Raw genomic sequence first — 23339 nt, forward strand, 5'->3', positions numbered from 1 at the left:
AGTGGGGGAGCTCCGCGTCGGAGCCAAGGAAGCAGGAAGAGCCATGCGCGTTGGAAGTTTCGTGTTGGCGGCCCAGTTCCCGGGTCAGGGCCAGGGGGAGGCGCTGCACCGCGCCGTCCGCTCGGCCGAGGCCGCGGAGGAGGCGGGGCTCGACTCGGTCTGGCTGGCCGAGCACCACTTCGTGCCCTACGGCACCTGTCCGTCCGCGATCACCCTGGCCGCCTTACTGCTCGGCCGTACCCGCCGGATCCGCGTCGGCACCGCCGTCAGCGTACTGCCCACGACCCACCCGGTGACCCTGGGCGAACAGGCCGCGCTGCTGCATCTGACGAGCGGCGGGCGCTTCTCCCTGGGCGTCGGGCGCGGCGGGCCCTGGGTCGACCTGGAGGTCTTCGGCTCGGGTCTGGAGGCCTACGAGTCGGGGTTCCCGGAATCACTCGATCTGCTGGTGCGCTGGCTGCGCGAACCGTCGGTCGCGGCGGCCGGGGACCGCTACTCCTTCCGCGAGGTCCCGGTCGTCCCGCGTCCCTCGGAGTCCTTGTCGGGCGAGCCCGGCCCCGAGGTCGTGCTCGCCTGCACCTCACCGCAGAGCGTGCGGCTCGCGGCCGAGCGCGGGCTGCCGATGCTGCTCGGCATGCATGTGGGCGACGAGGAGAAGGCCGAGATGGTCGCCCTGTGGCGGGAGCACGCGCGCGCGGCCGGGCGGACGCCGGAGGAGATCCGGGCCGCGCCCCATGTCTCGGCCGGCGTCTGCCAGATCGCCGACCGGCGCAGCGACGCGGCGGAGACGCTGCTGAAGGCGATGCCGGGCTGGCTGAGGCAGGGGCTGGAGGCCCATGTCACGGTGGACGGCCGCCATCGGGCGATGCGGGACCCGCTGGCGTACACCGAACTCCTCTGCGGGCTGCACCCGGTGGGCACTCCCCGGCTGTGCGCCGACCGGCTGGCCGCGACCAGCGAGCGGACCGGCATCTCCCGCTTCGCCCTGCTCGTCGAGGGCTCCGGCGACCTGGCCGCCACGGAGGAGAACGTACGGCGGCTGGGTGCCGAGGTGCTCCCGCACCTCGGCTGAACGGCCTGTCCGACCGGAAGCTTGCCGCCCGTACTGAATGCACCTCCCGCGTACGGAGCGGCAAGCAAACGGCTCTCGGGCTCAGCAGTCCCGGAACTCCGGAGACTGGTTCAACAGCTGGTTGCGTACCGAGGTGAAGCGGGCCAGCGTCTCGTCGACCGACGAGTCGACCGGGAACACCGCCACCCGGTGGCAGTTCTGGAAGGCCAGCCGCACACCGAAGTGCCGCTGCAGCGCGCCGCGTATCGCGTCACTCGCAAGCGCACGCAGCAGCTGGCCACGCGCCTGCTCGTCCGGCGGGGGCGTCTGGTTGTCGGCGAACTCTCCACCGTCGACCTTCAGCTGGGCCACCAGGGAGCTGATCATCTCCCACGCGTAGGGCAGGGAGGTCCGGACGCAGTCGACGAAGGCGGCTTCGTCGACCTCGCCTCGCTCGGCCTGTTCCAGTAGGGCCGGTGAGACGTCGAGCGACATGAGTTCTCCTCTCGCACCCCCGAACAACAGGGGTTGCCGGACAGGGACGGGAGTTCACGTCTCGAACACGCTGCGTGCACAGTCCGCGACCTCCCGTTTACTACCGTAGGCAACAGACCGTGACGGCACCAGAAGAATGCGTACATGGGCAAGTCCCCGTGGGCACACAATCGGCCACAACCGAACAGGGGTCTTCCAGGGCGAATCGCGTGCACCTACGACCGTCGAGTAGCGTTGCCGACCATGCGTCTCGTCATTGCCCGATGCTCCGTCGACTACGCGGGCCGGCTCACCGCCCACCTGCCGTCCGCACCCCGTCTGATCCTGGTGAAGGCGGACGGCAGTGTGTCCATCCACGCGGACGACCGGGCCTACAAGCCCCTGAACTGGATGTCCCCGCCGTGCTCGTTGAAGGAGGGCGCGGGTGACGAGGACGGCGTGTGGACCGTCACCAACAAGGCGGGCGAGAAGCTCATCATCACGATGGAGGAGATCCTCCACGACTCCTCGCACGAACTCGGCGTCGACCCCGGCCTGATCAAGGACGGCGTGGAAGCACACCTTCAGGAGCTCCTCGCCGACCGCATCGAAACCCTGGGCGAGGGCTACACACTGATCCGGCGCGAGTACATGACGGCCATCGGGCCGGTGGACATCCTGTGCCGGGACGCGGACGGACAGACCGTCGCGGTGGAGATCAAGCGCCGGGGCGAGATCGACGGCGTGGAACAGCTGACGCGCTACCTGGAACTGCTCAACCGCGATCCCCACCTGGCCCCGGTGAAGGGCATCTTCGCGGCCCAGGAGATCAAGCCCCAGGCCCGGGTCCTCGCGACGGACCGGGGCATCGGCTGCGCGGTCCTCGACTACAACGCGCTGCGCGGCATCGAGGACGACAAGCTGCGGCTGTTCTGAGCCGGGTGCCACGAGGGTTCCGCGGCGGTTCTACGACGACGAAGGCCGGGTCCGTGCGGCGGACCCGGCCTTCTTGTGCCGTGCGCGGCCTCAGATCAGGCTGGCCGAGGTGCTGGGGCTCTCGGGTGCACTCGCCGAACTGCTCGCCTCCGCCGGGGCGCTGGAGGACGCCGGGCCGCTGGCCGAGTCCGAGGTCTCCGGGGAGGACGGCGGGTCGGTGGGCGGCTCGCTGGACGTCGGCGGCTCGCTCGTGGGCGGCTCCGAGGTCGGCGGGTCGCTGGTGGGCGGCTCCGACGTCGGCGGCTTGGTGGTCGTCGGCGGCTTCGTCGTCGAACTCGGCGGCTTCGTCGGGGTCTTGGTCGGGTCCCCGCCCGGCCCCTCCGTGCCGCTCGGGTCGTCCGACGGCTCCGCCGTCGCCGTGGGCGCCGGGTCGTCGGAGGTGCCGTACGTGCCGTCGGGACCCGGGTCCGTCGGGCGGCTCGTCGCCGTGCCCGTGTCGCCGGAGCCCTCGCCATCGTCCGCCTTGTCCGCACCGAGGCTGCCGTCACCGGCGCCCTGGCTGGCCGACGGGTTGACGCCCACCTGGTCGGAGGGGGTGCCGGTGTCGCCGTCGGAGGTGGCGCCGAGGGTCACCACGGTGCCCAGAACGGCCACCAGCAGCGCACCGGCGCCCGCGGCCACGAGGTTCCGCTTGGCGAGGCCCTTCAGACCGCCCCCGGCCTTGCGCGAGGGCACCGGACCCGAGGTGCGGTGGATCACGAGCGCCGGGTCGTCGTTGGGCGGCTGCAGCGACGGGAAGGCCGCCGGGATGCCGCGGGGCGGCGATTGCGACTCCTCGGAGCGCGCGCCCGACACCTCCTCGCCCGCCGTCGCGCCGGCCACCGCCGCCACGATGCCGACGCCCGGGGTGTCGCCGGTGCGGTCGGCGACCAGCGCCAGGGCGCGGCGGCCCGCGACGGTGCCCCGCTTGTCGGCGAGGGCGCCCCGCAGGCCGATGGAGGCCTCCAACTCGGCACGGGCCCGGTCGTACTGTCCTCCGCAGAGCGCGAGGATCCCCAACTCGTGGTGGAAATAGGCTTGTTCACTCACGTCCCCGGCGAGCCGCGCCGCCTCCGCGCCGGACCTGAGCGCCCGTTCCCAGGCGCTCCAGTGCAGTCCGGCGGCGAACGCGGGAGCGGCGGTACGGGCGAGCAGGACCGCCGGGCTCTGCGTCCCCTCGTCGAGGGGCGCGGTGGTGGCCGGCACCAGCACGCTCAGCGCGGCGAGCAGGGCGTCCGCCTCGGCGCACACCCGCTCCGGGGTGACCGAGGGATGCCCGGCCCACCAGGCGTAGTGCTGGGCGGCGGCCAGGGCCCCGGCGTCGACGTCGTCGGCGTATCCGGCGGCGGCGAGCTGGGTGCGTACGCCCGCCGCGAGGCGGTAGCGGGCGCCGACCGGCGAGACCAGACCGCAGGCGGCCAGCTCGCCGAGGGCGGCGTCCGCGTGGGTGTCGTCGACCAGGGCGGGCAGATGGGCCTGATCCGGCACCTCCCCGCCGAGCGCGACGGCGATGCGCAGCGTGGCGCGGGCGGAGGCACTGAGCCGGGAGGCGAGCAGCGGGGCGGGCGCGGCGGCCTCACCGAGCGCCGGCAGGGGTATCTCGACGCCGTCCTCGGCGTCGAGGGACGGGTCGAAGGGCACGTCGACGGGCAGCGCGTCCTCGAAGACGCCGTACTCGTCGACGGCACCGGCCCCGGCCCGCTGCTGGTCGCGCTGGCGCAGCAGGGCGCCGGCCTGGACGAACCGCAGGGGCAGGCCCTCGGACTCGAACCAGAGGTCGCCCGCCCAGTTGGCCTCGTCCTCGGTCAGCGCACGGCCGGCGGCCCGCTCCAGCAGCTCCAGCCCCGCGGCGCGCTCCAGACCGCCGAGGAAGACCTCTTCGAGTGCGGAGTCGGCGGACGGGGCCGGGACGTCGGGCGTGGCCGCGATCAGGAACGCGCACTCGGGGGTGGCGTCGAGCAGTTCGTCGAGGGCGGCGCCGCCGATCTCGAGGTCGTCGAGGACGACGACCGCGCCGATCTCACCGACGCAGGCGAGCAGTTCGTCCCGGTCCGGGCGGTGCAGGGGCGCGTCGTAGACGGCGTGGAGCAGGTCGTACAGCAGATCGCTCGCCGTGCGGTGGAAGCCGTTCAGGCGCACCACGCCGTCGGGGGCGAGGTCCGCGCAGTCCTCGGCGACGACGTCGAGCAGGCTGGTGCGGCCCGATCCGGCGGGGCCGGTCAGCCGGACGGAACGACCGCGCGCGAGCAGTCGTACGAGCCGTTCGCGCTCCTCCTGGCGGGCCAGCAGGGGAAGTTCCGGCCGGGCCGGTCCGGGCGGCACCGGGGGCCTGGCCGCGCGGTCGGCCTCGGCGCGGTCGGCCGCGGTGAGCTTCGCGGGCCGGGTGGGCCGCTCGCCGGGCGGACAGGCCTCGATCTCGCTTCCGTCGACCGGATTGACGGTGACCAGGAAGTCGCCCGAGACGAGCTGGGCGGTGCGGGCCAGTGCGGGCGCGTGCTGGCCGAAGTCGGGTGTGAGGGGGTCCCTGGGCGGGCGTTGACGCGGCGCGTTGGCGTCGTCGTCGTGGCCGTACTCCTCGGGCCCCCGGTTGTTCGGGTCCATAGGTTTCAAGCCCCCCAAAAGCGTCGTGCGCCGAAGCCCCTCCCGGCCTTGCTGCACACCGCGCTGTCGCTTCTGGTCCGGGCCCGCTCAAAGGGTTGTCACGCAGCGGGCGACCGAACCCTAAACCTTGGCACAGTATCTACGACAGGCCGGGGTACCGCGCCGTCCGAGACGTCACAGGTTCATGAGGATTGCGCACGTGATGCGCTTCGCGACCGGAACGTCCGACCGCTGGTCCCCACCCGTGCCGGTCGTCACACGCGCGGCAGTGACTCCACCCCGATGCCGCCCTCGATGGCCAGGATCCGGTGCAGCCGGGTGGCCACCAGCAGGCGTTGCATCTGCGGCGGCACCCCGCGCAGCACCAGGCGTCTGCCGCAGCGTCCGGCGCGCCGGTGCGCTCCCATGATCACTCCGAGGCCGGTGGCGTCCCAGGAGTCCAGCTCGGACAGGTCCAGCACCAGATCGCCGACTCCGTCGTCGACGGCGTCGTGCAGGACCGTACGGGCGTCCGCCGCGCTGCGGACGTCGAGGCGGCCCCCGACGACCAGCTCGGCGTGGTCGCCCCTGATGTGCATAGCGCTCCCCTAAGCGTGCGTCTCGTGCTCCGCGATGTGTGTCCGGTGATGCAACCTCTGACGGCCCGAAGGGGTCAGAGGTTGCCGTCTGTAAGCGAACCGATACCGAATTCACCCCGGGGAGTGACCCTCCTGGGGCGTGTGCGGTTTCAGTGCTTGTAGAAGCCCTGCCCGCTCTTGCGTCCGATGTCACCGGCGTCAACCATCCGGCGCATCAGCTCCGGGGGAGCGAACTTCTCGTCCTGGGACTCGGTGTAGATGTTGCTGGTGGCGTGCAGCAGGATGTCGACGCCGGTGAGGTCCGCCGTGGCGAGCGGGCCCATGGCGTGGCCGAAGCCCAGCTTGCAGGCGAGATCGATGTCCTCGGCGGTCGCGACGCCCGACTCGTAGAGCTTGGCGGCCTCGACGACGAGGGCCGAGATGAGCCGGGTGGTGACGAAGCCCGCCACGTCCCGGTTCACGACGATGCAGGTCTTGCCGACGGACTCGGCGAACTCCCGCGCGGTGGCGAGGGTTTCGTCGCTGGTCTTGTAGCCGCGCACCAGCTCGCACAGCTGCATCATCGGGACCGGCGAGAAGAAGTGGGTGCCGACCACGCGCTCGGGGCGCTCCGTCACGGCCGCGATCTTGGTGATCGGGATGGCGGAGGTGTTGGAGGCGAGCACGGTGTCGTCGCGCACGATCTTGTCGAGCGCGCGGAAGATCTCGTGCTTGACCTCGAGCTTCTCGAAGACGGCCTCGACGACGATGTCGGCGTCCGCGGCGGCGTCCAGGTCGGTGGTGGTGGTGATCCGGCCGAGGGCGGCGTCGGCGTCGTGCGCCTCCATCCGGCCCTTGCTCACGAACTTGTCGTAGGAGGCCTTGATGCCGTCGGTGCCCCGCTCGAGGGCCTCGTCGGTGACGTCGCGCAGCACGACGTCCCAGCCCGCCTGCGCGGAGACCTGGGCGATTCCGGAACCCATCAAGCCGGCGCCGATGACGGCAAGCTTCCGTGCCACTGTGCGACTCCCCATTACACGCTGTTTAAGTGCCTCTCGGCCGGACCCTAGCGGGAGTGAGGCGGTGTGTGACCGGTTAGTAACGCGAGTCACGTCTCATCTGACGGACATCACACCGGCCCGGCTCATTGCGGGCCCCGTACGGCGTAGTTGGCCCCCGCGGCTACGCTGGCCGCATGGTCAATCTGACGCGTATCTACACCAGGACCGGCGACCAGGGCAGCACCGCTCTCGGCGACATGAGCAGGGTCGCCAAGACGGACCTGCGGATCTCGGCGTACGCCGATGCCAATGAGGCGAACGCGGTCATCGGGACGGCGATCGCGCTGGGCGGTCTGGACGAGGAGGTCGTCAAGGTCCTCACCCGGGTGCAGAACGACCTGTTCGATGTGGGCGCGGACCTGTCGACGCCGGTGGTGGAGAACCCGGAGTTCCCGCCGCTGCGGGTGGAGCAGTTCTACATCGACAAGCTGGAGGCCGACTGCGACCGCTTCAACGAGCGGCTGGAGAAGCTGCGGTCCTTCATCCTCCCCGGCGGCACCCCGGGCGCGGCCCTGCTCCACCAGGCCTGCACGGTCGTACGCCGGGCCGAGCGCTCGACGTGGGCGGCGATGGAGGTCCACGGAGCCCAAGGAAAGGATGGCGGTATGAACCTGCTCACCGCGACCTACCTCAACCGGCTATCGGACCTGCTCTTCATTCTGGCGCGGACGGCCAACATCGGCGTCGGTGACGTGCTCTGGGTTCCGGGCGGGGAGCGCTGACGCGGGCTCCTTGCGGGGGAAGACCGTATAGGAGAGGACGATCAGGCCGTAGATGCCGACCGTGCGGATCGCCACCCACTGGAAGGACCGCAGGGAGCTGATGTCGCCGTCCTCGCCGACGTACCAGACGGCGAGCTGGAGCAGGGCGAGGGCGACCGCTCCCCCGAACACCGCGCGCAGCCACAGCTTGGCCTCGTGGACGGCGCGGGCGCGGCCGTAGCGCGGGGGCTTCGGCGGGCGGGGGGCGCCGGCCAGGCGGTGGGCGGCGTGGCCGTCGAGCCAGCGGATCGTGTAGTGGCCGAACGCGACGGTGTAGCCGATGTACAGCGCCGCGAGTCCGTGCTCCCAGCTCGGTACGGCGCCGTTCTTCAGGTCGATCGCCGTGGCGACGAACAGCACCAGTTCCAGCACCGGCTCGCACAGCAGCAGCACCACGCTGGTCCGGCGCCACTTCAGCAGATAGCGGACGGCCAGGCCCAGCGCCAGCAGCACCCAGAAGCCGACCTCACAGGCGATGATCAATCCGACGATCACGGCACGCTCCTCTCGGTCACCCTTCCAGGCTCCCGGCCCGGGGCGCCGCTTTCGTCGTCGGCGGTGACGAACCGCCGGTACATCGAAAGATGCAGCGCGGGACCGTTCCCGGGCATCAGGCGACGGGGGCACGGGCCGTGTTGGATGGGTGCATGGCCGTACCGCTCCCCCGCCCGCACCCGGACGACGTGCGCATCGCCGTCGCCGGGCTGCTCGGCGGACTCCTCATCTGGGGCGTCGGGCTCGGCACCCGCACGGCGAAGGACCCGATCGTGCTGTGGGAGGGGCGCTGGCCCGTTCTGGTGCCGCTGGCCGTCATGGCCGCCTGCGAGCTGCTGCGCCGCGTGCGCCCCCGTACGGGTCTGATCGTCGGCATGGCCGCGCTGACCGCGGACGTCGTCACCCAGGGGAACCTGGTGACGGTCGTGATGTTCACGGACCTCATCTACGCGGCCGTCCTGTACGGCCCGCCCGGCACCGCCCGCCGGGTGCCCTGGATCACCGGACTGCTGACGGTGGCCGGCACGGTGGTGCCGCTGGCCGTCTGGCAGGAGCCGGAGGCACTGCTGATCGGCGTGGTCATCGGGCTGGTGGCGTTCACGCCCGCCGGCACCGGCTGGATCGTGCGCAACCACCGCGACGCCGCCGAGGCCGCCCGGCTGCACGCCGAACAGACCGCGCTGCTCGCCGAGATGGACCGCGTCCAGGCGGTCACCGCCGAACGCGCCCGGATGGCCCGGGAGCTGCACGACATGGTCGCCAACCACCTCTCCGCCATCGCCATCCACTCCACCGCCGCGCTCTCCCTGGACGACCCGAAGACCTCCCAGGACGCCCTGGCGGTCATCCGGGAGAACAGCGTCGAGGGACTCGCCGAGATGCGCCGGCTCATCGGCATCCTGCGCGACAGCAGCGGCGACCTGGAACCGGCGGCGGCCCCGACGCTGGACGGACTGACCGCGCTCGTGGAGGGCGCCCGCACCAACGGCCTCGACGTCACCCTCGGCACCGCGCACGGCAAACTGCCCGCCCCCGTCGAACTCGCCGCCTACCGCATCGTCCAGGAGTCCCTCACCAACGCCCTCAAGCACGCCTCCCCCGGCCCGGTCACCGTGACGCTCGCCCAGCGCGACGGCGTCCTGGACATCCGGGTGACCAGCCCCTACGGCGACCGGGACGGCCCGCGCGCCCCCGGTTCCGGTGCCGGTCTGGTCGGGATGCGGGAGCGGGCCGCGCTGCTCGGGGGGAGCTTCGAGGCGGCCCCCGACGACTCCCCCGACGGCAGGGTCTGGGCCGTGCACGCCGCGCTTCCCGTGACCGACCACGCACAAGGAGACCCCGAATGATCCGCGTCCTCGTCGCCGAGGACCAGTCCGCCGTCCGTGCCGGGCTCGTCCTGATTCTGCGCAGCGCGTCCGACATCGAGGTGGTCGGTGAGGCGGCGGACGGCGAGCAGGCGGTGACGCTGGCCCGGGAGCTGAGCCCCGATCTGGTGCTGATGGACGTGCAGATGCCGCGTCTGGACGGGGTGTCGGCCACCCGGAAGGTCGTCGAGGAGGGGCTGGCGGACGTGCTCGTGCTGACCACCTTCGACCTCGACGAGTATGTGTTCGGGGCGCTGCGGGCCGGGGCATCCGGGTTCCTGCTGAAGAACACCGAAGCCCGGGATCTGCTGGAGGCGGTGCGGACGGTCGCGCGGGGCGAGGGGATCGTCGCCCCGGCCGTCACCCGGCGGCTGATCGCGGAGTTCGCCGCCAGGCCGGTACGGCAGTCGAAGGCCGATCCCGCGGTGCTCGACGCGCTGACCCGGCGGGAGCGCGAGGTGCTGTCGTGTCTCGGCGAGGGGCTGTCCAACGCGGACATCGCGCACCGGCTGGACATGGCGGAGGCGACGGTGAAGACGCACGTCAGCCGCCTGCTGGGGAAGCTGGAGCTGCGCAGCCGGGTGCAAGCCGCGGTTCTGGCGCAGGAGTTGGGGATGTAGGGGCGTCTGTCCCGAACTGGTCTGGACCTATTGACCTGTGGTCCAGACCTTTCTATTCTCGCGGCACCGTGGGCGTGAAGGCTCAGCGCGCCCATCACCCCTCTTACCCAGACAGGGAGGCGCAGCATGCGCTTCAGACACAGAGTTGCGGCAGGGTTCGCGACGCTGTTGCTCCCCTTCGCCGGCCTGGTCGGACTCGCCAGCCCGGCGCAGGCGGCCACCGAGGCCACCGCCACCTACTCCAAGCCCCAGGACTGGGGCACCGGCTTCGAGGGCAAGTGGACGGTGAAGAACACCGGCACCACGACCATCACCTCCTGGACCGTCGAGTGGGACTTCCCCTCCGGCACCACGGCCGGCTCCGCCTGGGACGCCGACGTCACCTCCTCCGGCAACCACTGGACCGCCAAGAACAAGTCCTGGAACGGCACCCTCGCCCCCGGCGCGTCCGTCTCCTTCGGCTTCAACGGCTCCGGTTCCGGCTTCCCGTCCAACTGCAAGCTCAACGGCGGCAGTTGTGACGGCGGCCCGACGGTCCCCGGCGACGCGGCGCCCTCCGCCCCGGGCACCCCGACCGCCTCCGGCATCACCGACACCTCGGTGAAGCTCGCCTGGAGCGCGGCCACCGACGACAAGGGCGTCAAGAACTACGACGTCCTGCGCGGCGGCACCAAGGTCGCCACGGTCACCGGCACCACGTACACGGACACCGGCCTGACCGCCGGCACCGACTACTCCTACACCGTGCAGGCCCGGGACACCGCCGACCAGACCGGCCCGGTCAGCGGCGCCCGCGCGGTCCGCACCACCGGCGGCAGCACCGACCCCGGCCCGCAGCCCGGCTCCAAGATCAACCTCGGCTACTTCACCGAGTGGGGCGTCTACGGTCGCAACTACCACGTCAAGAACCTGGTGACGTCGGGCTCCGCGGCCAAGATCACGCACATCAACTACGCCTTCGGCAACGTCAAGGAAGGCAAGTGCGTCCTGGACGACGCCTACGCCGCCACCGACAAGGCGTACACCGCCGACCAGTCCGTCAGCGGCGTCGCCGACACCTGGGACCAGCCGCTGCGCGGCAACTTCAACCAGCTGCGTCAGCTGAAGGCCAAGTACCCGCACATCAAGGTGCTGTACTCCTTCGGCGGCTGGACCTACTCCGGCGGCTTCGGCCAGGCCGCGCAGAACGCCGCCGCGTTCGCCAAGTCCTGCAAGGCCGTGGTGGAGGACCCGCGCTGGGCCGATGTCTTCGACGGCATCGACATCGACTGGGAGTACCCGAACGCCTGCGGTCTGACCTGTGACACCTCGGGCCCGGCGGCCTTCAAGAACCTCTCCCAGGCCCTTCGCGCCGAGTTCGGCTCGAACTACCTGATCACCGCGGCGATCACCGCCGACGCCTCCAGCGGCGGCAAGATCGACGCGGCCGACTACGGCGGCGCCGCGCAGTACCTCGACTGGTACAACGTGATGACGTACGACTACTTCGGTGCCTGGGACAAGACCGGCCCCACCGCCCCGCACTCCCCGCTCACCTCGTACAGCGGCATCCCGAAGGCGGGCTTCACCTCCGCCGACGCGATCGCCAAGCTCAAGGCCAAGGGCGTCCCCGCGGCCAAGCTGCTGCTCGGCATCGGCTTCTACGGCCGCGGCTGGACCGGCGTCACCCAGTCCGCCCCCGGCGGCACGGCGACCGGCGCAGCACCCGGCACCTACGAGGCGGGCATCGAGGACTACAAGGTGCTCAAGAACTCCTGCCCGGCCACGGGCACGGTCGGCGGCACCGCGTACGCCCACTGCGGCACCAACTGGTGGTCCTACGACACCCCGGCCACCATCGGCACCAAGATGGCCTGGGCGAAGAGCCAGGGCCTGGGCGGCGCCTTCTTCTGGGAGTTCTCCGGTGACACCGGCAACGGTGAGCTGGTGAGCGCGATCAACAACGGACTGAAGTAAAGATCACCCGAGAGAAAACCTAAGCGACATTGACGCGCTGACCGGGCGGGGCTGCCTCAAGCCACGCGAGGAAACCGGTCAGCGCGTCTTCGCTCATCGCGAGCTCCAGCCGCGTGCCCCGGTGCAGACAGGTCAGGATGACGGCGTCGGAGAGCAGCGCCAGCTCCTCCTCGCCCTCGGGCAGCCGGCGCCCGGCGACCTCGATCGCGACGCGCTCCAGGATGCGGCGCGGGCGGGGGGCGTAGGAGAAGACGCGGTACCACTCGATGCGGTCGCCGTTGTAGCGGGCGACGCCGTAGGACCAGCCCTTGCCGCTGGTGTCGGTCTTCTCCGGAGTGTCCCAGCGCAACGAGCAGTCGAAGGTGCCGCCGGAGCGCTGGATGAGCCTGCGGCGCAGCCCGAAGACGAACAGCCCCAGCGCCACGAGGGCCACGACGATTCCGCACACAGTCAGAGCGAGGACCATCGACACCGACCTCCTCGTCTCCTAGGTACCTTCACATCAGGTAACGGAACGGAAAAAACATCCATATCTGCCTCAGCCGCGGCCGGCACCGGATCGCTCCGGTCCCAGCCGCGGCTGAGTGACGTCACTACGGGCGCGCGCTGCGGTCAGCGCGCCGCCGCGGTGCGCAGGCGGACATCGGCCCGGCGCTCGGCGAGGGCGTCACCCTCCGCCTTCGCCTGCTCCAGCTCCCGCTCCGCGCGCTGGACATCGATCTCGTCCGACAGCTCGGCGATCTCGGCCAGCAGCGACAGCTTGTCGTCCGCGAACGAGATGAAACCGCCGTGCACCGCGGCGACGACCGTTCCACCTTCACTCGTACGGATGGTCACCGGGCCCGACTCCAGCACACCGAGCAGCGGCTGGTGACCGGGCATGACGCCGATGTCGCCGGACGTGGTGCGCGCGACGACCAGGGTGGCCTGGCCCGACCAGACCTCACGGTCGGCGGCGACCAGCGCGACGTGCAGCTCAGCAGCCAAGGGTGGCTCCTCGGGTCACCACCCGGCGGTTGTGCCGGGTGTTGGTTACAAGTCTAGTGGGCGTGACGGAGGGGGCGGGACGTGCCCCGCCCCCTCCGCAAGAGCGCGAGGCTCAGGAGACGCCCAGCTCCTTCGCGTTCTTCTTCAGGTCCTCGAGACCACCGCACATGAAGAACGCCTGCTCCGGGAAGTGGTCGTACTCGCCGTCGCAGATCGCGTTGAAGGCCGCGATCGACTCGTCCAGCGGGACGTCCGACCCGTCGACGCCGGTGAACTGCTTGGCGACGTGGGTGTTCTGGGACAGGAAGCGCTCCACGCGACGGGCACGGTGGACGACGAGCTTGTCCTCCTCGCCGAGCTCGTCGATACCGAGGATCGCGATGATGTCCTGGAGGTCCTTGTACTTCTGCAGGATCGTCTTGACGCGCATGGCGGCGTCGTAGTGCTCCTGCGCGATGTAGCGCGGGTCCAGGATGCGGGACGTGGAGTCCAGCGGGTCCACGGCCGGGTAGATGCCCTTCTCGGAGATCGGACGGGACAGAACCGTCGTCGCGTCGAGGTGGGCGAAGGTGGTGGCCGGGGCCGGGTCGGTCAGGTCGTCCGCGGGGACGTAGATCGCCTGCATCGAGGTGATCGAGTGACCACGGGTCGAGGTGATGCGCTCCTGGAGGAGACCCATCTCGTCGGCCAGGTTCGGCTGGTAACCCACCGCGGAGGGCATCCGGCCGAGCAGGGTCGACACCTCGGAACCGGCCTGGGTGAAGCGGAAGATGTTGTCGATGAAGAACAGCACGTCCTGCTTCTGCACATCGCGGAAGTACTCCGCCATGGTCAGACCGGCCAGGGCCACGCGCAGACGGGTGCCCGGGGGCTCGTCCATCTGACCGAAGACCAGCGCGGTCTTGTCGATGACGCCGGACTCCGACATCTCCTCGATCAGGTCGTTGCCCTCACGGGTGCGCTCACCGACACCGGCGAACACCGACACACCGTCGTGGTTGTTGGCGACGCGGTAGATCATCTCCTGGATGAGCACCGTCTTGCCGACGCCGGCACCACCGAACAGACCGATCTTTCCACCCTTGACGTACGGGGTGAGAAGGTCGATGACCTTGACGCCGGTCTCGAACATCTCGGTCTTCGACTCGAGCTCGTCGAAGTTCGGCGCCTTGCGGTGGATGGTCCAGCGCTCACCGTCGTAGGACTCGTCGACGTTCAGCACCTCACCGAGGGTGTTGAACACCTTGCCCTTGGTGAAGTCGCCGACCGGGACGGTGATGCCCGTGCCGGTGTCGGTGACGGCGGCCTGGCGGACCAGACCGTCGGTGGGCTGCATGGAGATGGTGCGCACCAGGCCGTCACCCAGGTGCTGGGCGACCTCCAGGGTCAGCGTCTTCCTCTCGCCGGCGTTGGCCGGGTCGGCCACCTCGACGTGGAGGGCGTTGTAAATCTCGGGCATCGCGTCGACGGGGAACTCCACGTCGACGACCGGGCCGATGACCCGGGCGACGCGGCCCGTGGCAGCGGCCGTCTCAACTGTCGTCGTCATTTACCTGTCACTCCCCGCGCTCGCGTCGGCCAAGGCTGCGGAGCCACCGACGATCTCGCTGATTTCCTGGGTGATTTCGGCCTGGCGGGCCGCGTTCGCAAGCCGGGAGAGCGTCTCGATGAGCTCTCCGGCGTTGTCGGTGGCCGACTTCATCGCGCGCCGCGTGGCGGCGTGCTTGGAGGCGGCCGACTGCAGGAGCGCGTTGTAGACACGGCTCTCCACATAGCGCGGCAGCAGGGCGTCGAGGACGTCCTCCGCCGACGGCTCGAAGTCGTACAGCGGGAGGATCTCGCCCTTCGGCGCGGCCTCCTGCGCGACCTCTTCGAGGCTGAGCGGCAGCAGACGGTCGTCGAGCGCCGTCTGCGTCATCATCGAGACGAACTCGGTGAAGACGATGTGGAGCTCGTCCACCCCGCCCTCGGCCGTGTCCTGCTGGATGGCCTCGATGAGCGGCGCCGCGACCTTCTTGGCGTCCGCGTACGTCGGCTCGTCCGTGAACCCGGTCCACGACTCCGAGACCTTGCGCTCACGGAAGTTGTAGTGCGCCAGGCCACGCCGGCCGACGATGTACGTGTCGACCTGCTTGCCCTCGCGCTCCAGGCGCTCGGTCAGCAGCTCCGCCGCCTTGATGGCGTTGGAGTTGAAGGCACCGGCGAGACCACGGTCGCTCGTCAGGAGCAGCACCGCGGACCGCGTGACCGTCTCGGCCTGGGTGGTCAGCGGGTGCTTGGTGTTCGAGCCGGTACCGACCGCCGTGACCGCGCGGGTCAGTTCCTTCGCGTACGGCGTGGAGGCCGCCACCTTACGCTGCGCCTTGACGACGCGCGAGGCGGCGATCATCTCCATCGCCTTCGTGATCTTCTTGGTCGCGGTGACGGATCGGATGCGACGCTTGTAGACCCGGAGCTGGGCTCCCATGAGTCAGGTCCCTTCCTTACGTCACTTGGCGGCGGCCGGAGCGTCCTCGCCGAGAAGCCTGCCGTCCGAGGTCTCGAACTGCTTCTTGAAGTCGGCGATCGCGTCGGCAACAGCGGTGAGGGTGTCGTCCGAGAGCTTGCCGCCCTCCCTGATGGAGGTCATGAGGCCCTGCTCCTTGCGGTGCAGGTACTCCAGCAGCTCCTTCTCGAAGCGGCGGACGTCGTTGACCGGCACGTCGTCCATCTTGCCGGTGGTACCCGCCCACACGGAGACGACCTGGTCCTCGGTGGACATCGGCTGGTACTGAGCCTGCTTCAGCAGCTCGACCATGCGCTGACCGCGCTCCAGCTGCGCCTTCGACGCGGCGTCCAGGTCGGAACCGAAGGCGGCGAAGGCCTCCAGCTCACGGAACTGGGCGAGGTCGACGCGCAGTCGGCCGGAGACCTGCTTCATCGCCTTGTGCTGCGCGGAACCACCGACTCGGGAGACGGAGATACCGACGTTCAGCGCGGGGCGCTGACCGGCGTTGAACAGGTCCGACTCCAGGAAGCACTGGCCGTCGGTGATGGAGATGACGTTGGTCGGGATGAACGCCGAGACGTCGTTGGCCTTGGTCTCGACGATCGGCAGACCGGTCATCGAGCCGGCGCCCATCTCGTCGGAGAGCTTCGCGCAGCGCTCCAGCAGACGGGAGTGCAGGTAGAAGACGTCACCCGGGTAGGCCTCACGGCCCGGCGGACGGCGCAGCAGCAGCGACACGGCACGGTAGGCGTCCGCCTGCTTCGACAGGTCGTCGAAGATGATGAGGACGTGCTTGCCCTCGTACATCCACTGCTGACCGATGGCCGAGCCGGTGTACGGCGCCAGGTACTTGAAGCCGGCCGGGTCGGACGCCGGGGCGGCGACGATGGTCGTGTACTCCAGCGCGCCGTTCTCCTCCAGCGCGCGGCGGACCGACGCGATCGTCGAGCCCTTCTGGCCGATGGCGACGTAGATGCAGCGGACCTGCTTCTTCGGGTCGCCCGAACGCCAGTTGTCGCGCTGGTTGATGATCGTGTCGACGGCCAGGGCGGTCTTGCCGGTCTGGCGGTCACCGATGATCAGCTGACGCTGACCGCGGCCGATCGGGGTCATCGCGTCGACGGCCTTGTAGCCGGTCTCCATCGGCTCGTGCACCGACTTACGGGCCATGACGCCCGGAGCCTGCAGCTCGAGGGCGCGTCGGCCGCTGGTCTCGATCTCGCCGAGGCCGTCGATCGGGTTGCCGAGGGGGTCGACGACACGGCCGAGGTAGCCCTCGCCGACGGCCACGGAGAGGACCTCACCGGTACGGGAGACCGGCTGTCCCTCCTCGATACCGCTGAACTCACCGAGGACGATGGCGCCGATCTCGCGCTCTTCCAGGTTGAGCGCGAGGCCGAGGGTGCCGTCCTCGAACTTCAGCAGTTCGTTGGCCATGGCCGAGGGCAGACCCTCGACCTTCGCGATGCCGTCGCCGGCAAGGGTGACCGTACCGACCTCCTCGCGCGAGGCCGCGTCCGGCTTGTACGACTGGACGAAGGTCTCCAGTGCGTCCCGGATCTCCTCCGGCCGGATCGTGAGCTCCGCCATCTGGGTTCCCTGCTCTCCTTGTTGGGCCCGAAGTTTCACTTTGGGGGTCTGGGGGCGACCCCCAGGATTCTTCTGTACGGCCCAACCAGGGCCGTCGTAAGTACGTACTGCTATGAAGTTGCGCTAGCTCGCCAGTCGGCGGCCGGCGTCCTCGATACGGTCGGCGAGGGAGCCGTTGATGACCTCGTCACCGACCTGCACCCGGATCCCGCCGAGGACCGCCGGGTCCACGTCGAGGTTGAGGTGCATGCGGCGGCCGTAGAGCTTCGCCAGCGCGGCGCCGAGGCGCTGCTTCTGGCCGTCGCTCAGCGGTACCGCCGAGGTGACGACGGCGACCATGCGGTCCCGGCGCTCGGCGGCGAGCTTGGACAGGGACTCGAGGCCCGTCTCCAGGCTACGTCCACGCGGCGCGGTCACAAGGCGCGTCACCAGACGCTCGGTGGTCGCATCGGCCCGTCCGCCGAGCAGGCTGCGCAGCAGCTCGCTCTTGGCCGAACCGGTGGCCGCACGGTTGGTCAGCGCGGCACGCAGCTCGGTGCTCGAGGAGACGATCCGGCCGAACCGGAAGAGCTCGTCCTCGACGTTGTCGAGGGTGCCCGTCCGCTGCGCGGCGGTGAGGTCGGCGGTGTCCGCCAGCTGCTCCAGTGCGTACACCAGGTCGCGGGACTGCGACCAGCGGGAGCGCACCAGACCGGCCAGCAGGTCGGCGGTCTCGCCGCTGACCTGGCCGCCGAGCAGGCGCCGGGCCAGCTCGGCCTTGGCCTCACCGGCCTGCGCCGGGTCGGTGAGGACCCGACGCAGCGACACCTCGCGGTCGAGCAGCGCGGTGACGGCCGCCAGCTCGCCGGCGAGCTGCGCCGCGTCCACGGACGTGTTGTCCGTCAGCGCGTCGAGACGCTCACGTGCGGCTGCCAGGGCCTCGCGGCTCGCTCCGTTCATCGCGTGGCCTCGGCCTTCTCCTCGAGCTCGTCGAGGAAGCGGTCGATGACACGGCTCTGGCGGGCGTGGTCCTCGAGGGACTCGCCGACGAGCTTGCCGGCCAGGTCGGTGGCGAGCTTGCCGACGTCCTGGCGCAGCGCGGAAGCGGCGGCCTTGCGGTCGGCGTCGATCTGGGAGTGACCCGCGGCGACGATCTCCTCGCGCTGCCGCTGGCCTTCCGCACGCATCTCGGCGATGAGCGCGGCACCCTGCTCCTGCGCCTCCTGGCGCAGACGCGCGGCCTCGTGCCGGGCCTCGGCGAGCTGTGCCTTGTACTGCTCAAGGACGCTCTGGGCCTCGACCTTCATGGCCTCGGCCTCTTCGATACCGCCTTCGATCGCCGCGCGGCGCTCCTCCAGAACCTTGTTGATGTTCGGAAGCAGCTTCTTCCAGAAGAAGAAGAACACGATGGCGAAGGCGATGGTGCCGACGAGCAGCTCGGGGCCGGGCGGGATGAGCGGGTTCTGCTCTTCCTCGGCCGCCAGCTGTACCAGGTTGGCGATCACATCAGTGCCTTTCGTCGATTCGTGTCAGTAAGGGTTGATCACTTACCGAACACGAACGGCATAACGATGCCGATGAGGGCGAGAGCCTCACAGAAGGCGAAGCCCAGGATCTGGTTGGCGCGGATCAGACCGGCAGCCTCGGGCTGGCGGGCGAGAGCCTGCGTGCCGTTACCGAAGATGATGCCGACGCCGACGCCGGGGCCGATGGCGGCGAGACCGTAGCCGATGGAACCGAGGGAACCGGAGACCTCAGCGGCAAGCTGCACAGCGGACATGCTGTAACTTCCTTCTCTTTGCGGACCGGTGGGGGTTGGCCACCGGACGACTGGGGGTGTGCGGGCGGGTTGGGGCTCAGTGGTGCTCGGCGAGAGCGCCCTGGATGTACGAGCAGGCGAGGAGCACGAAGACGTACGCCTGGACCGCCTGCACGAAAAGCTCGAAGAGGATCATGACGATGGTCATGACGAAGGAGACGCCGGCCGCCGGGATCATCCAGCTGTTCAGCAGGTACCAGGAGGCGACGGTGAACATGACCAGCATCAGGTGGCCGGCGAACATGTTCGCGAACAGTCGGACCGCGTGCGTGAACGGGCGGACCAGGACGTTCGAGAAGAACTCGATGACGACGACGAGCGGCAGGACCGCGCCGAGCTCCTTGTCGTAACCGGTGAGGTTCTTCAGGCCGCCGACGAAGCCGTGCCTCTTGAAGGTCAGCGACATCCACACGATGTAGACGATGAGCGCCAGCACGATCGGGTACGCGATGATCGACGACACCGGGAACTGCGCCAGCGGGATCACGGACCAGATGTTCATGATCCAGATGAAGAAGAACAGCGAGACCATCAGGGGGACGTACTTCTCGCCCTCCTTCTTGCCGAGGGTCTCGTACACGATGCCGCGGCGCACGAAGTCGTAACCGGCCTCGCCGACCATCTGCAGCTTGCCCGGGACGACCTTGGCCTTGCCGAACGCAGCCCAGAAGAAGCTGACGACAAGGAGGGTGGTGATGAGCGCGAGCAGCATCACCTTGTTGAACTCGAACCCGCCTACCGTGGCGATCGGCTTGAAGAGGAACGAGTACAGGCCCGGAGCCGGAAAACCACACCCGTTGTCGGACATGATCCGACAGCTCCAGTCAAAGGCGAGCTGGGTCTGGTCAGCACTCACCGCGGGCTCCTTCGGCGTGACGCATGGGTACGGCAACCTCGTTGTGTCGGCGCGGCGCGCAGCCGCGGGTCGGCACCGGACTGGTGTTACGGATGTGAGGGCGGCTCTGGGGCATCAAGCCTCGCGATCGAGCAGGCGTCAGCTCAGATGCCCGCGCCCGCGATGCCGCAGTTGGCACCGGACGATAGCAGGAGTTCCCCCAGGCCTTTATCCCGCCCCTACCCCTCACGTCGACGGCCCTGTCTTCTCGGTCTTCTCACTCTTCGCGGAGTCCGGGTCGATGTAGAAGATCTTGGCCTTCATGTGCGCGCGTGCCTGCGCGGCCATCCACACGACGGTTGCGACGACGAGCGAGACCGCGAACGCCTTCGCATTGAAGAGAGAGGTGTCCTTGAAGAGGGCGACGAAGATCAGGAGCAGCAGGAGCTGGGCGACATAGAGCATCAGCCCCATGGCCTGGAACAGCTGCGGGAGCGTTTTTGCCGTCCACTGGAGAACGTACAGACCGATTCCCATGAAGAGGATGGCCAGCAGTGTGCCGATCGCCGCACCCAGCGCGCCCTTGCCACCGGCGACCGCAGCGCTGACGGCGACGACAATCGCGCCGGCAGCCGCTGTGGGCACAGCGATCTGCAGAAGATTCCGGGCGTCATTGGACGGCATGGCGGCAACTCCGCTTTCACAGGGGGAGGGGTGTCGTCATGGACGAGCGTAATCCCGGGCTGAGAGAGAACCTCACTCCGATGGGCCGTCGCACTGCGGTCCTTCGGCTCTATCCGGGGTTCTCGTGAACCGTATCACAAACTATTTGATGAGGTCTTTACCTGCCGGGTGTGCTCGGTGTCACACATGAGAGTGACAGCGCGCGTATGTGCAGGAACCTCGCCCCTTTGTCTGGTATTGGGGGACTTCGTTCCCCCACGGTTTGGCAATGCTCTAGTCAGATTCTTACCTTGCCGTCAGCGCGACGATCCGGCCTTACGCCGGTCCAGGAAGCGCGAACGGGCGCCGAGCGCGGTCGCGCCGTTGACTCGGGCGGCCCCGGCCGCCACCGGAGTGCGCGGCTCCGCCTCCGCCGGGTCGCCCTCGCCGCCCGGCGTCTGACGGGTGGCCGCCGCCGGTTCCGACACGGCCGCGGGGCGCCGGTAGCGCGGCGGCACGAAGGCCTGGGCCCACCTCGGGGTGCGCGGCGTGAAGCGCGGCAGCAGGAGCAGGGCCAGGCCGATGGCGCTGAGGAACACGATGCCGAGCACGATCCACATGGACGCCGAGTTCACCGAGTAGGCCAGGGCGCCGAACGCGATCAGCGCCGACCAGAAGTACATGATCAGAACGGCCCGGCTGTGGGAGTGGCCGATCTCCAGCAGCCGGTGGTGCAGATGCCCCCGGTCGGCCGCGAACGGGGACTGGCCCCGCCAGGTGCGGCGCACGATCGCCAGCACCAGGTCGGCGGCCGGGATCGCGATGATGGTCAGCGGCAGCAGCAGCGGGATGTAGACCGGCACCGTCTGGTGCACGGCCGCCTTCTCGGACCCGGCGAACAGCTTCAGCGCGTCCGGGTCGACCTGTCCGGTGATGGAGATCGCGCCCGCGGCGAGCACCAGGCCGATCAGCATCGACCCGGAGTCGCCCATGAAGATCCGCGCCGGGTGCATGTTGTGCGGCAGGAAGCCCAGGCACATGCCCATGAGGATCGCCGAGAACAGGGTGGCCGGGGCGGCGGCCTCGATGCCGTAGGACACCCAGACCCGGTAGGCGTAGAGGAAGAACGCCGCCGACGCGATGCACACCATGCCGGCCGCGAGGCCGTCGAGGCCGTCGACGAAGTTCACGGCGTTGATGGTGATGACGACCAGCGCGACCGTGAGCAGGGTGCCCTGCCACTGGGTCAGCGCGACCGAACCGACGCCCGGGATGGGCAGCCACAGGATGGTCAGACCCTGCATGACCATCACGCCGGCGGCGATCATCTGGCCGCCCAGCTTGATCAGGGCGTCGATCTCGAACTTGTCGTCCAGGACACCGATCAGCCAGATCAGCGCGGCGCCCGAGAGCAGCGCGCGCGGTTCGTTGGAGTTGTCGAAGACGGTGCTGAGGTTCGCCAGGTGGTCGGCGACCAGCAGGCCCGCGCACAGCCCGAAGAACATGGCGATACCGCCGAGCCGCGGAGTGGGTTCCCGGTGCACGTCACGTGCCCGGATCTCCGGCATCGCCCCGGCCACGATCGCGAACTTCCGCACCGGCCCTGTGAGCAGGTACGTCACCGCGGCCGTGATGCAGAGCGTCAGCAGGTATTCACGCACGGGCTTCCCCACAGGTCTCGCTGGCCATCTCAGCCCCACACCCTAGCGAGGCGCGCATATGGTTGGGGACTTCCGGGTAGCGACGATGGTTGCACGTGAGGCTGTGCACACGAGTGCGTCTACCCCGGCTCAGCCCGGATAGGGCGGAAATGCCCCGGCCAGGTCCCGCACTTCCGCCCGCGTGCGCACGACGTCCGACTCCCCGCGCACCACCCCCGCCAGCAGGGCGGCGATCCGGGCCATCTCCTTCTCCCCCATGCCCTGGGTGGTCACCGCCGCCGCCCCCAGGCGCAGGCCGCGGGCGTCGCCGTGCGGCAGGGCGCAGCAGTCCAGGACGATCCCGGCCGCGGCGAGCAGACCGCGGGCGGTGCGGCCGTCGGCACCGAGCGGGGCGGGGTCGGCGGTGATCAGGTGGGTGTCGGTGCCGCCGGTGGTGACGACGAGGCCCTCGGCGGCGAGACCGGCCGCGAGGGCTCGCGCGTTGGCGACCACCTGATGGGCGTACGCGGTGAAGGCCGGTGTCGCCGCCTCGCCGAACGCGACGGCCTTGGCGGCGATGGTGTGCATCTGCGCGCCGCCCTGGGTGAAGGGGAACACGGCCCGGTCGACCCGCTCGGCGAGCTCCGCGCCGCACAGGATCATCCCGCCGCGCGGTCCGCGCAGCACCTTGTGGGTGACGGCGCACACGATGTCGGCGTACGGCACCGGGCTGGGCGCCGCTCCCCCGGCGACGAGCCCGATGGGGTGGGCGGCGTCGGCGATGAGATAGGCGCCCACCTCGTCGGCGACCTCGCGGAAGAAGGCGTAGTCGATGTGCCGGGGGTAGGCGATGGAGCCGCACACGATCGCCTTGGGCCGGTGGCCGCGCGCGAGGGCGCGCACCTGGTCGTGGTCGAGGAGGCCGGTCTCGGCGTCGACGCCGTAGGGGACGAAGTCGAACCAGCGGCCGGAGAAGTTGGCGGGCGAACCGTGGGTGAGATGGCCGCCGTAGGGCAGGCCGAGGGCGAGGACGGTGTCGCCGGGGCGCAGCAGGGCCGCGTAGGCGGCGAGGACGGCCGAAGACCCGGAGTGGGACTGCACGTTGGCGTGCTCGGCACCGAACAGCGCCTTGGCGCGGTCCACCGCGATCCGCTCGGCGACGTCGACGATCTCGCAGCCGCCGTGGTGCCGGGCACCGGGGTAGCCCTCGGCGTACTTGTTGGCGAGGGGGGAACCGAGCGCGGCCAGTACGGCCGGCGAGGTGAAGTTCTCGGCGGCGATCAGCTGCAGGGTGGTCGCCTGCCGCTCCCGCTCACCGAGCAGGATCTCCGCCAGCTCGGGATCCTGCCGACGCAGGACATCGGCCTCTAGGACAGGGGTGACCGACATGGTGGGCTCCGGGGCGTCGACGGTGACGTAGCAC

Annotated in this window: 23 protein-coding genes; 6 read left to right on the plus strand and 17 right to left on the minus strand. The window is 69.9% G+C overall.

Features of this window, described 5'->3' with window-relative positions; all coding sequences use genetic code 11:
* Positions 1-43 precede the first annotated feature (43 nt).
* A complete protein-coding gene (locus tag ACFYW5_RS01530) occupies positions 44-1072 on the plus strand; it encodes an LLM class flavin-dependent oxidoreductase (RefSeq protein WP_389414919.1) in 1029 nt (342 codons plus the stop codon).
* Between the two features lie 81 nt (positions 1073-1153).
* On the opposite strand, the gene ACFYW5_RS01535 is transcribed toward ACFYW5_RS01530, so the two are convergent.
* Positions 1154-1546 carry an SCO5389 family protein gene (locus ACFYW5_RS01535; protein ID WP_250076035.1) on the minus strand — a complete coding sequence of 131 codons (393 nt, stop codon included), beginning with the start codon at positions 1544-1546 and terminating at the stop codon, positions 1154-1156.
* A 243-nt stretch (positions 1547-1789) separates the two neighbouring features.
* Between ACFYW5_RS01535 and nucS the strand changes: the two genes are divergently transcribed.
* The gene (gene nucS / locus ACFYW5_RS01540) at positions 1790-2461 is read left to right on the plus strand and encodes an endonuclease NucS (RefSeq protein WP_389414920.1); all 672 of its coding nucleotides are present in this window, start codon (positions 1790-1792) and stop codon (positions 2459-2461) included.
* A 90-nt stretch (positions 2462-2551) separates the two neighbouring features.
* Here nucS and ACFYW5_RS01545 read toward each other — a convergent pair whose 3' ends face one another.
* From ACFYW5_RS01545 to ACFYW5_RS01555, 3 genes are all read right to left on the minus strand, one after another.
* Positions 2552-5101 (minus strand): ATP-binding protein, encoded by a 2550-nt coding sequence (locus tag ACFYW5_RS01545; protein WP_389414921.1) that lies wholly within the window; start codon positions 5099-5101, stop codon positions 2552-2554.
* A 254-nt stretch (positions 5102-5355) separates the two neighbouring features.
* Positions 5356-5679, minus strand: a complete 324-nt coding sequence (locus tag ACFYW5_RS01550) for an STAS domain-containing protein (protein ID WP_389414922.1) — start codon at positions 5677-5679, stop codon at positions 5356-5358.
* 149 nt (positions 5680-5828) lie between these two features.
* Positions 5829-6677, minus strand: a complete 849-nt coding sequence (locus ACFYW5_RS01555) for a 3-hydroxyacyl-CoA dehydrogenase family protein (RefSeq protein ID WP_389414923.1) — start codon at positions 6675-6677, stop codon at positions 5829-5831.
* A gap of 176 nt (positions 6678-6853) precedes the next feature.
* Between ACFYW5_RS01555 and ACFYW5_RS01560 the strand changes: the two genes are divergently transcribed.
* Positions 6854-7441 (plus strand): cob(I)yrinic acid a,c-diamide adenosyltransferase, encoded by a 588-nt coding sequence (locus ACFYW5_RS01560; protein ID WP_389414924.1) that lies wholly within the window; start codon positions 6854-6856, stop codon positions 7439-7441.
* Here ACFYW5_RS01560 and ACFYW5_RS01565 read toward each other — a convergent pair.
* On the minus strand, positions 7358-7975 hold the full coding sequence (locus ACFYW5_RS01565; protein ID WP_389414925.1) for a hypothetical protein: 618 nt from the start codon (positions 7973-7975) through the stop codon (positions 7358-7360). The genes ACFYW5_RS01560 and ACFYW5_RS01565 overlap by 84 nt on opposite strands.
* A 152-nt stretch (positions 7976-8127) precedes the next feature.
* Between ACFYW5_RS01565 and ACFYW5_RS01570 the strand changes: the two genes are divergently transcribed.
* From ACFYW5_RS01570 to ACFYW5_RS01580, 3 genes are all read left to right on the plus strand, one after another.
* Complete coding sequence (locus tag ACFYW5_RS01570) at positions 8128-9321, plus strand: sensor histidine kinase (RefSeq protein ID WP_389414926.1); 1194 nt, start codon at positions 8128-8130, stop codon at positions 9319-9321.
* Positions 9318-9959 carry a response regulator gene (locus ACFYW5_RS01575; RefSeq protein ID WP_389414927.1) on the plus strand — a complete coding sequence of 214 codons (642 nt, stop codon included), beginning with the start codon at positions 9318-9320 and terminating at the stop codon, positions 9957-9959. Before ACFYW5_RS01570 ends, ACFYW5_RS01575 begins: the two co-directional genes overlap by 4 nt.
* Positions 9960-10085: 126 nt before the next feature.
* Positions 10086-11915 carry a glycosyl hydrolase family 18 protein gene (locus ACFYW5_RS01580; protein ID WP_389414928.1) on the plus strand — a complete coding sequence of 610 codons (1830 nt, stop codon included), beginning with the start codon at positions 10086-10088 and terminating at the stop codon, positions 11913-11915.
* A gap of 19 nt (positions 11916-11934) precedes the next feature.
* Here the strand turns inward: ACFYW5_RS01580 and ACFYW5_RS01585 are convergent, their stop codons facing one another.
* The 12 genes from ACFYW5_RS01585 to glyA all read right to left on the minus strand — a co-directional run bounded on the left by ACFYW5_RS01585 (position 11935) and on the right by glyA (position 23305).
* Positions 11935-12381, minus strand: coding sequence for a DUF2550 domain-containing protein (locus ACFYW5_RS01585; protein ID WP_383312254.1), 447 nt, complete (start codon positions 12379-12381; stop codon positions 11935-11937).
* 146 nt (positions 12382-12527) lie between these two features.
* Entirely contained in the window at positions 12528-12902 is a 375-nt protein-coding gene (locus ACFYW5_RS01590) for a F0F1 ATP synthase subunit epsilon (RefSeq protein ID WP_389414929.1), read from the minus strand.
* A gap of 112 nt (positions 12903-13014) precedes the next feature.
* Positions 13015-14451: a F0F1 ATP synthase subunit beta gene (gene atpD, locus ACFYW5_RS01595; protein WP_389414930.1), complete on the minus strand. Its 1437-nt coding sequence runs from the start codon at positions 14449-14451 to the stop codon at positions 13015-13017.
* Positions 14452-15369 (minus strand): F0F1 ATP synthase subunit gamma, encoded by a 918-nt coding sequence (locus ACFYW5_RS01600; protein WP_250076005.1) that lies wholly within the window; start codon positions 15367-15369, stop codon positions 14452-14454.
* 21 nt (positions 15370-15390) lie between these two features.
* Positions 15391-16980 (minus strand): F0F1 ATP synthase subunit alpha, encoded by a 1590-nt coding sequence (atpA, locus tag ACFYW5_RS01605; RefSeq protein WP_389414931.1) that lies wholly within the window; start codon positions 16978-16980, stop codon positions 15391-15393.
* 123 nt (positions 16981-17103) lie between these two features.
* A complete protein-coding gene (locus ACFYW5_RS01610; RefSeq protein ID WP_389414932.1) occupies positions 17104-17919 on the minus strand; it encodes a F0F1 ATP synthase subunit delta in 816 nt (271 codons plus the stop codon).
* Positions 17916-18464 (minus strand): F0F1 ATP synthase subunit B, encoded by a 549-nt coding sequence (locus ACFYW5_RS01615; RefSeq protein ID WP_389414933.1) that lies wholly within the window; start codon positions 18462-18464, stop codon positions 17916-17918. The genes ACFYW5_RS01610 and ACFYW5_RS01615 overlap by 4 nt, the downstream gene beginning before the upstream one ends.
* A 38-nt stretch (positions 18465-18502) precedes the next feature.
* Positions 18503-18739 (minus strand): F0F1 ATP synthase subunit C, encoded by a 237-nt coding sequence (locus ACFYW5_RS01620; RefSeq protein WP_186284969.1) that lies wholly within the window; start codon positions 18737-18739, stop codon positions 18503-18505.
* A 76-nt stretch (positions 18740-18815) separates the two neighbouring features.
* A complete protein-coding gene (atpB, locus tag ACFYW5_RS01625) occupies positions 18816-19586 on the minus strand; it encodes a F0F1 ATP synthase subunit A (RefSeq protein ID WP_389415614.1) in 771 nt (256 codons plus the stop codon).
* A 273-nt stretch (positions 19587-19859) separates the two neighbouring features.
* A complete protein-coding gene (locus ACFYW5_RS01630; protein ID WP_389414934.1) occupies positions 19860-20297 on the minus strand; it encodes a hypothetical protein in 438 nt (145 codons plus the stop codon).
* Between the two features lie 296 nt (positions 20298-20593).
* Positions 20594-21937: an MraY family glycosyltransferase gene (locus tag ACFYW5_RS01635; protein ID WP_389414935.1), complete on the minus strand. Its 1344-nt coding sequence runs from the start codon at positions 21935-21937 to the stop codon at positions 20594-20596.
* Positions 21938-22066: 129 nt separating this feature from the next.
* Complete coding sequence (gene glyA, locus ACFYW5_RS01640; RefSeq protein ID WP_389414936.1) at positions 22067-23305, minus strand: serine hydroxymethyltransferase; 1239 nt, start codon at positions 23303-23305, stop codon at positions 22067-22069.
* Positions 23306-23339 lie beyond the last annotated feature (34 nt).

Origin of the sequence: Streptomyces sp. NPDC002779 (assembly GCF_042888685.1) — a bacterium.
In the GTDB taxonomy this organism is placed as follows: Bacteria; Actinomycetota; Actinomycetes; order Streptomycetales; family Streptomycetaceae; genus Streptomyces.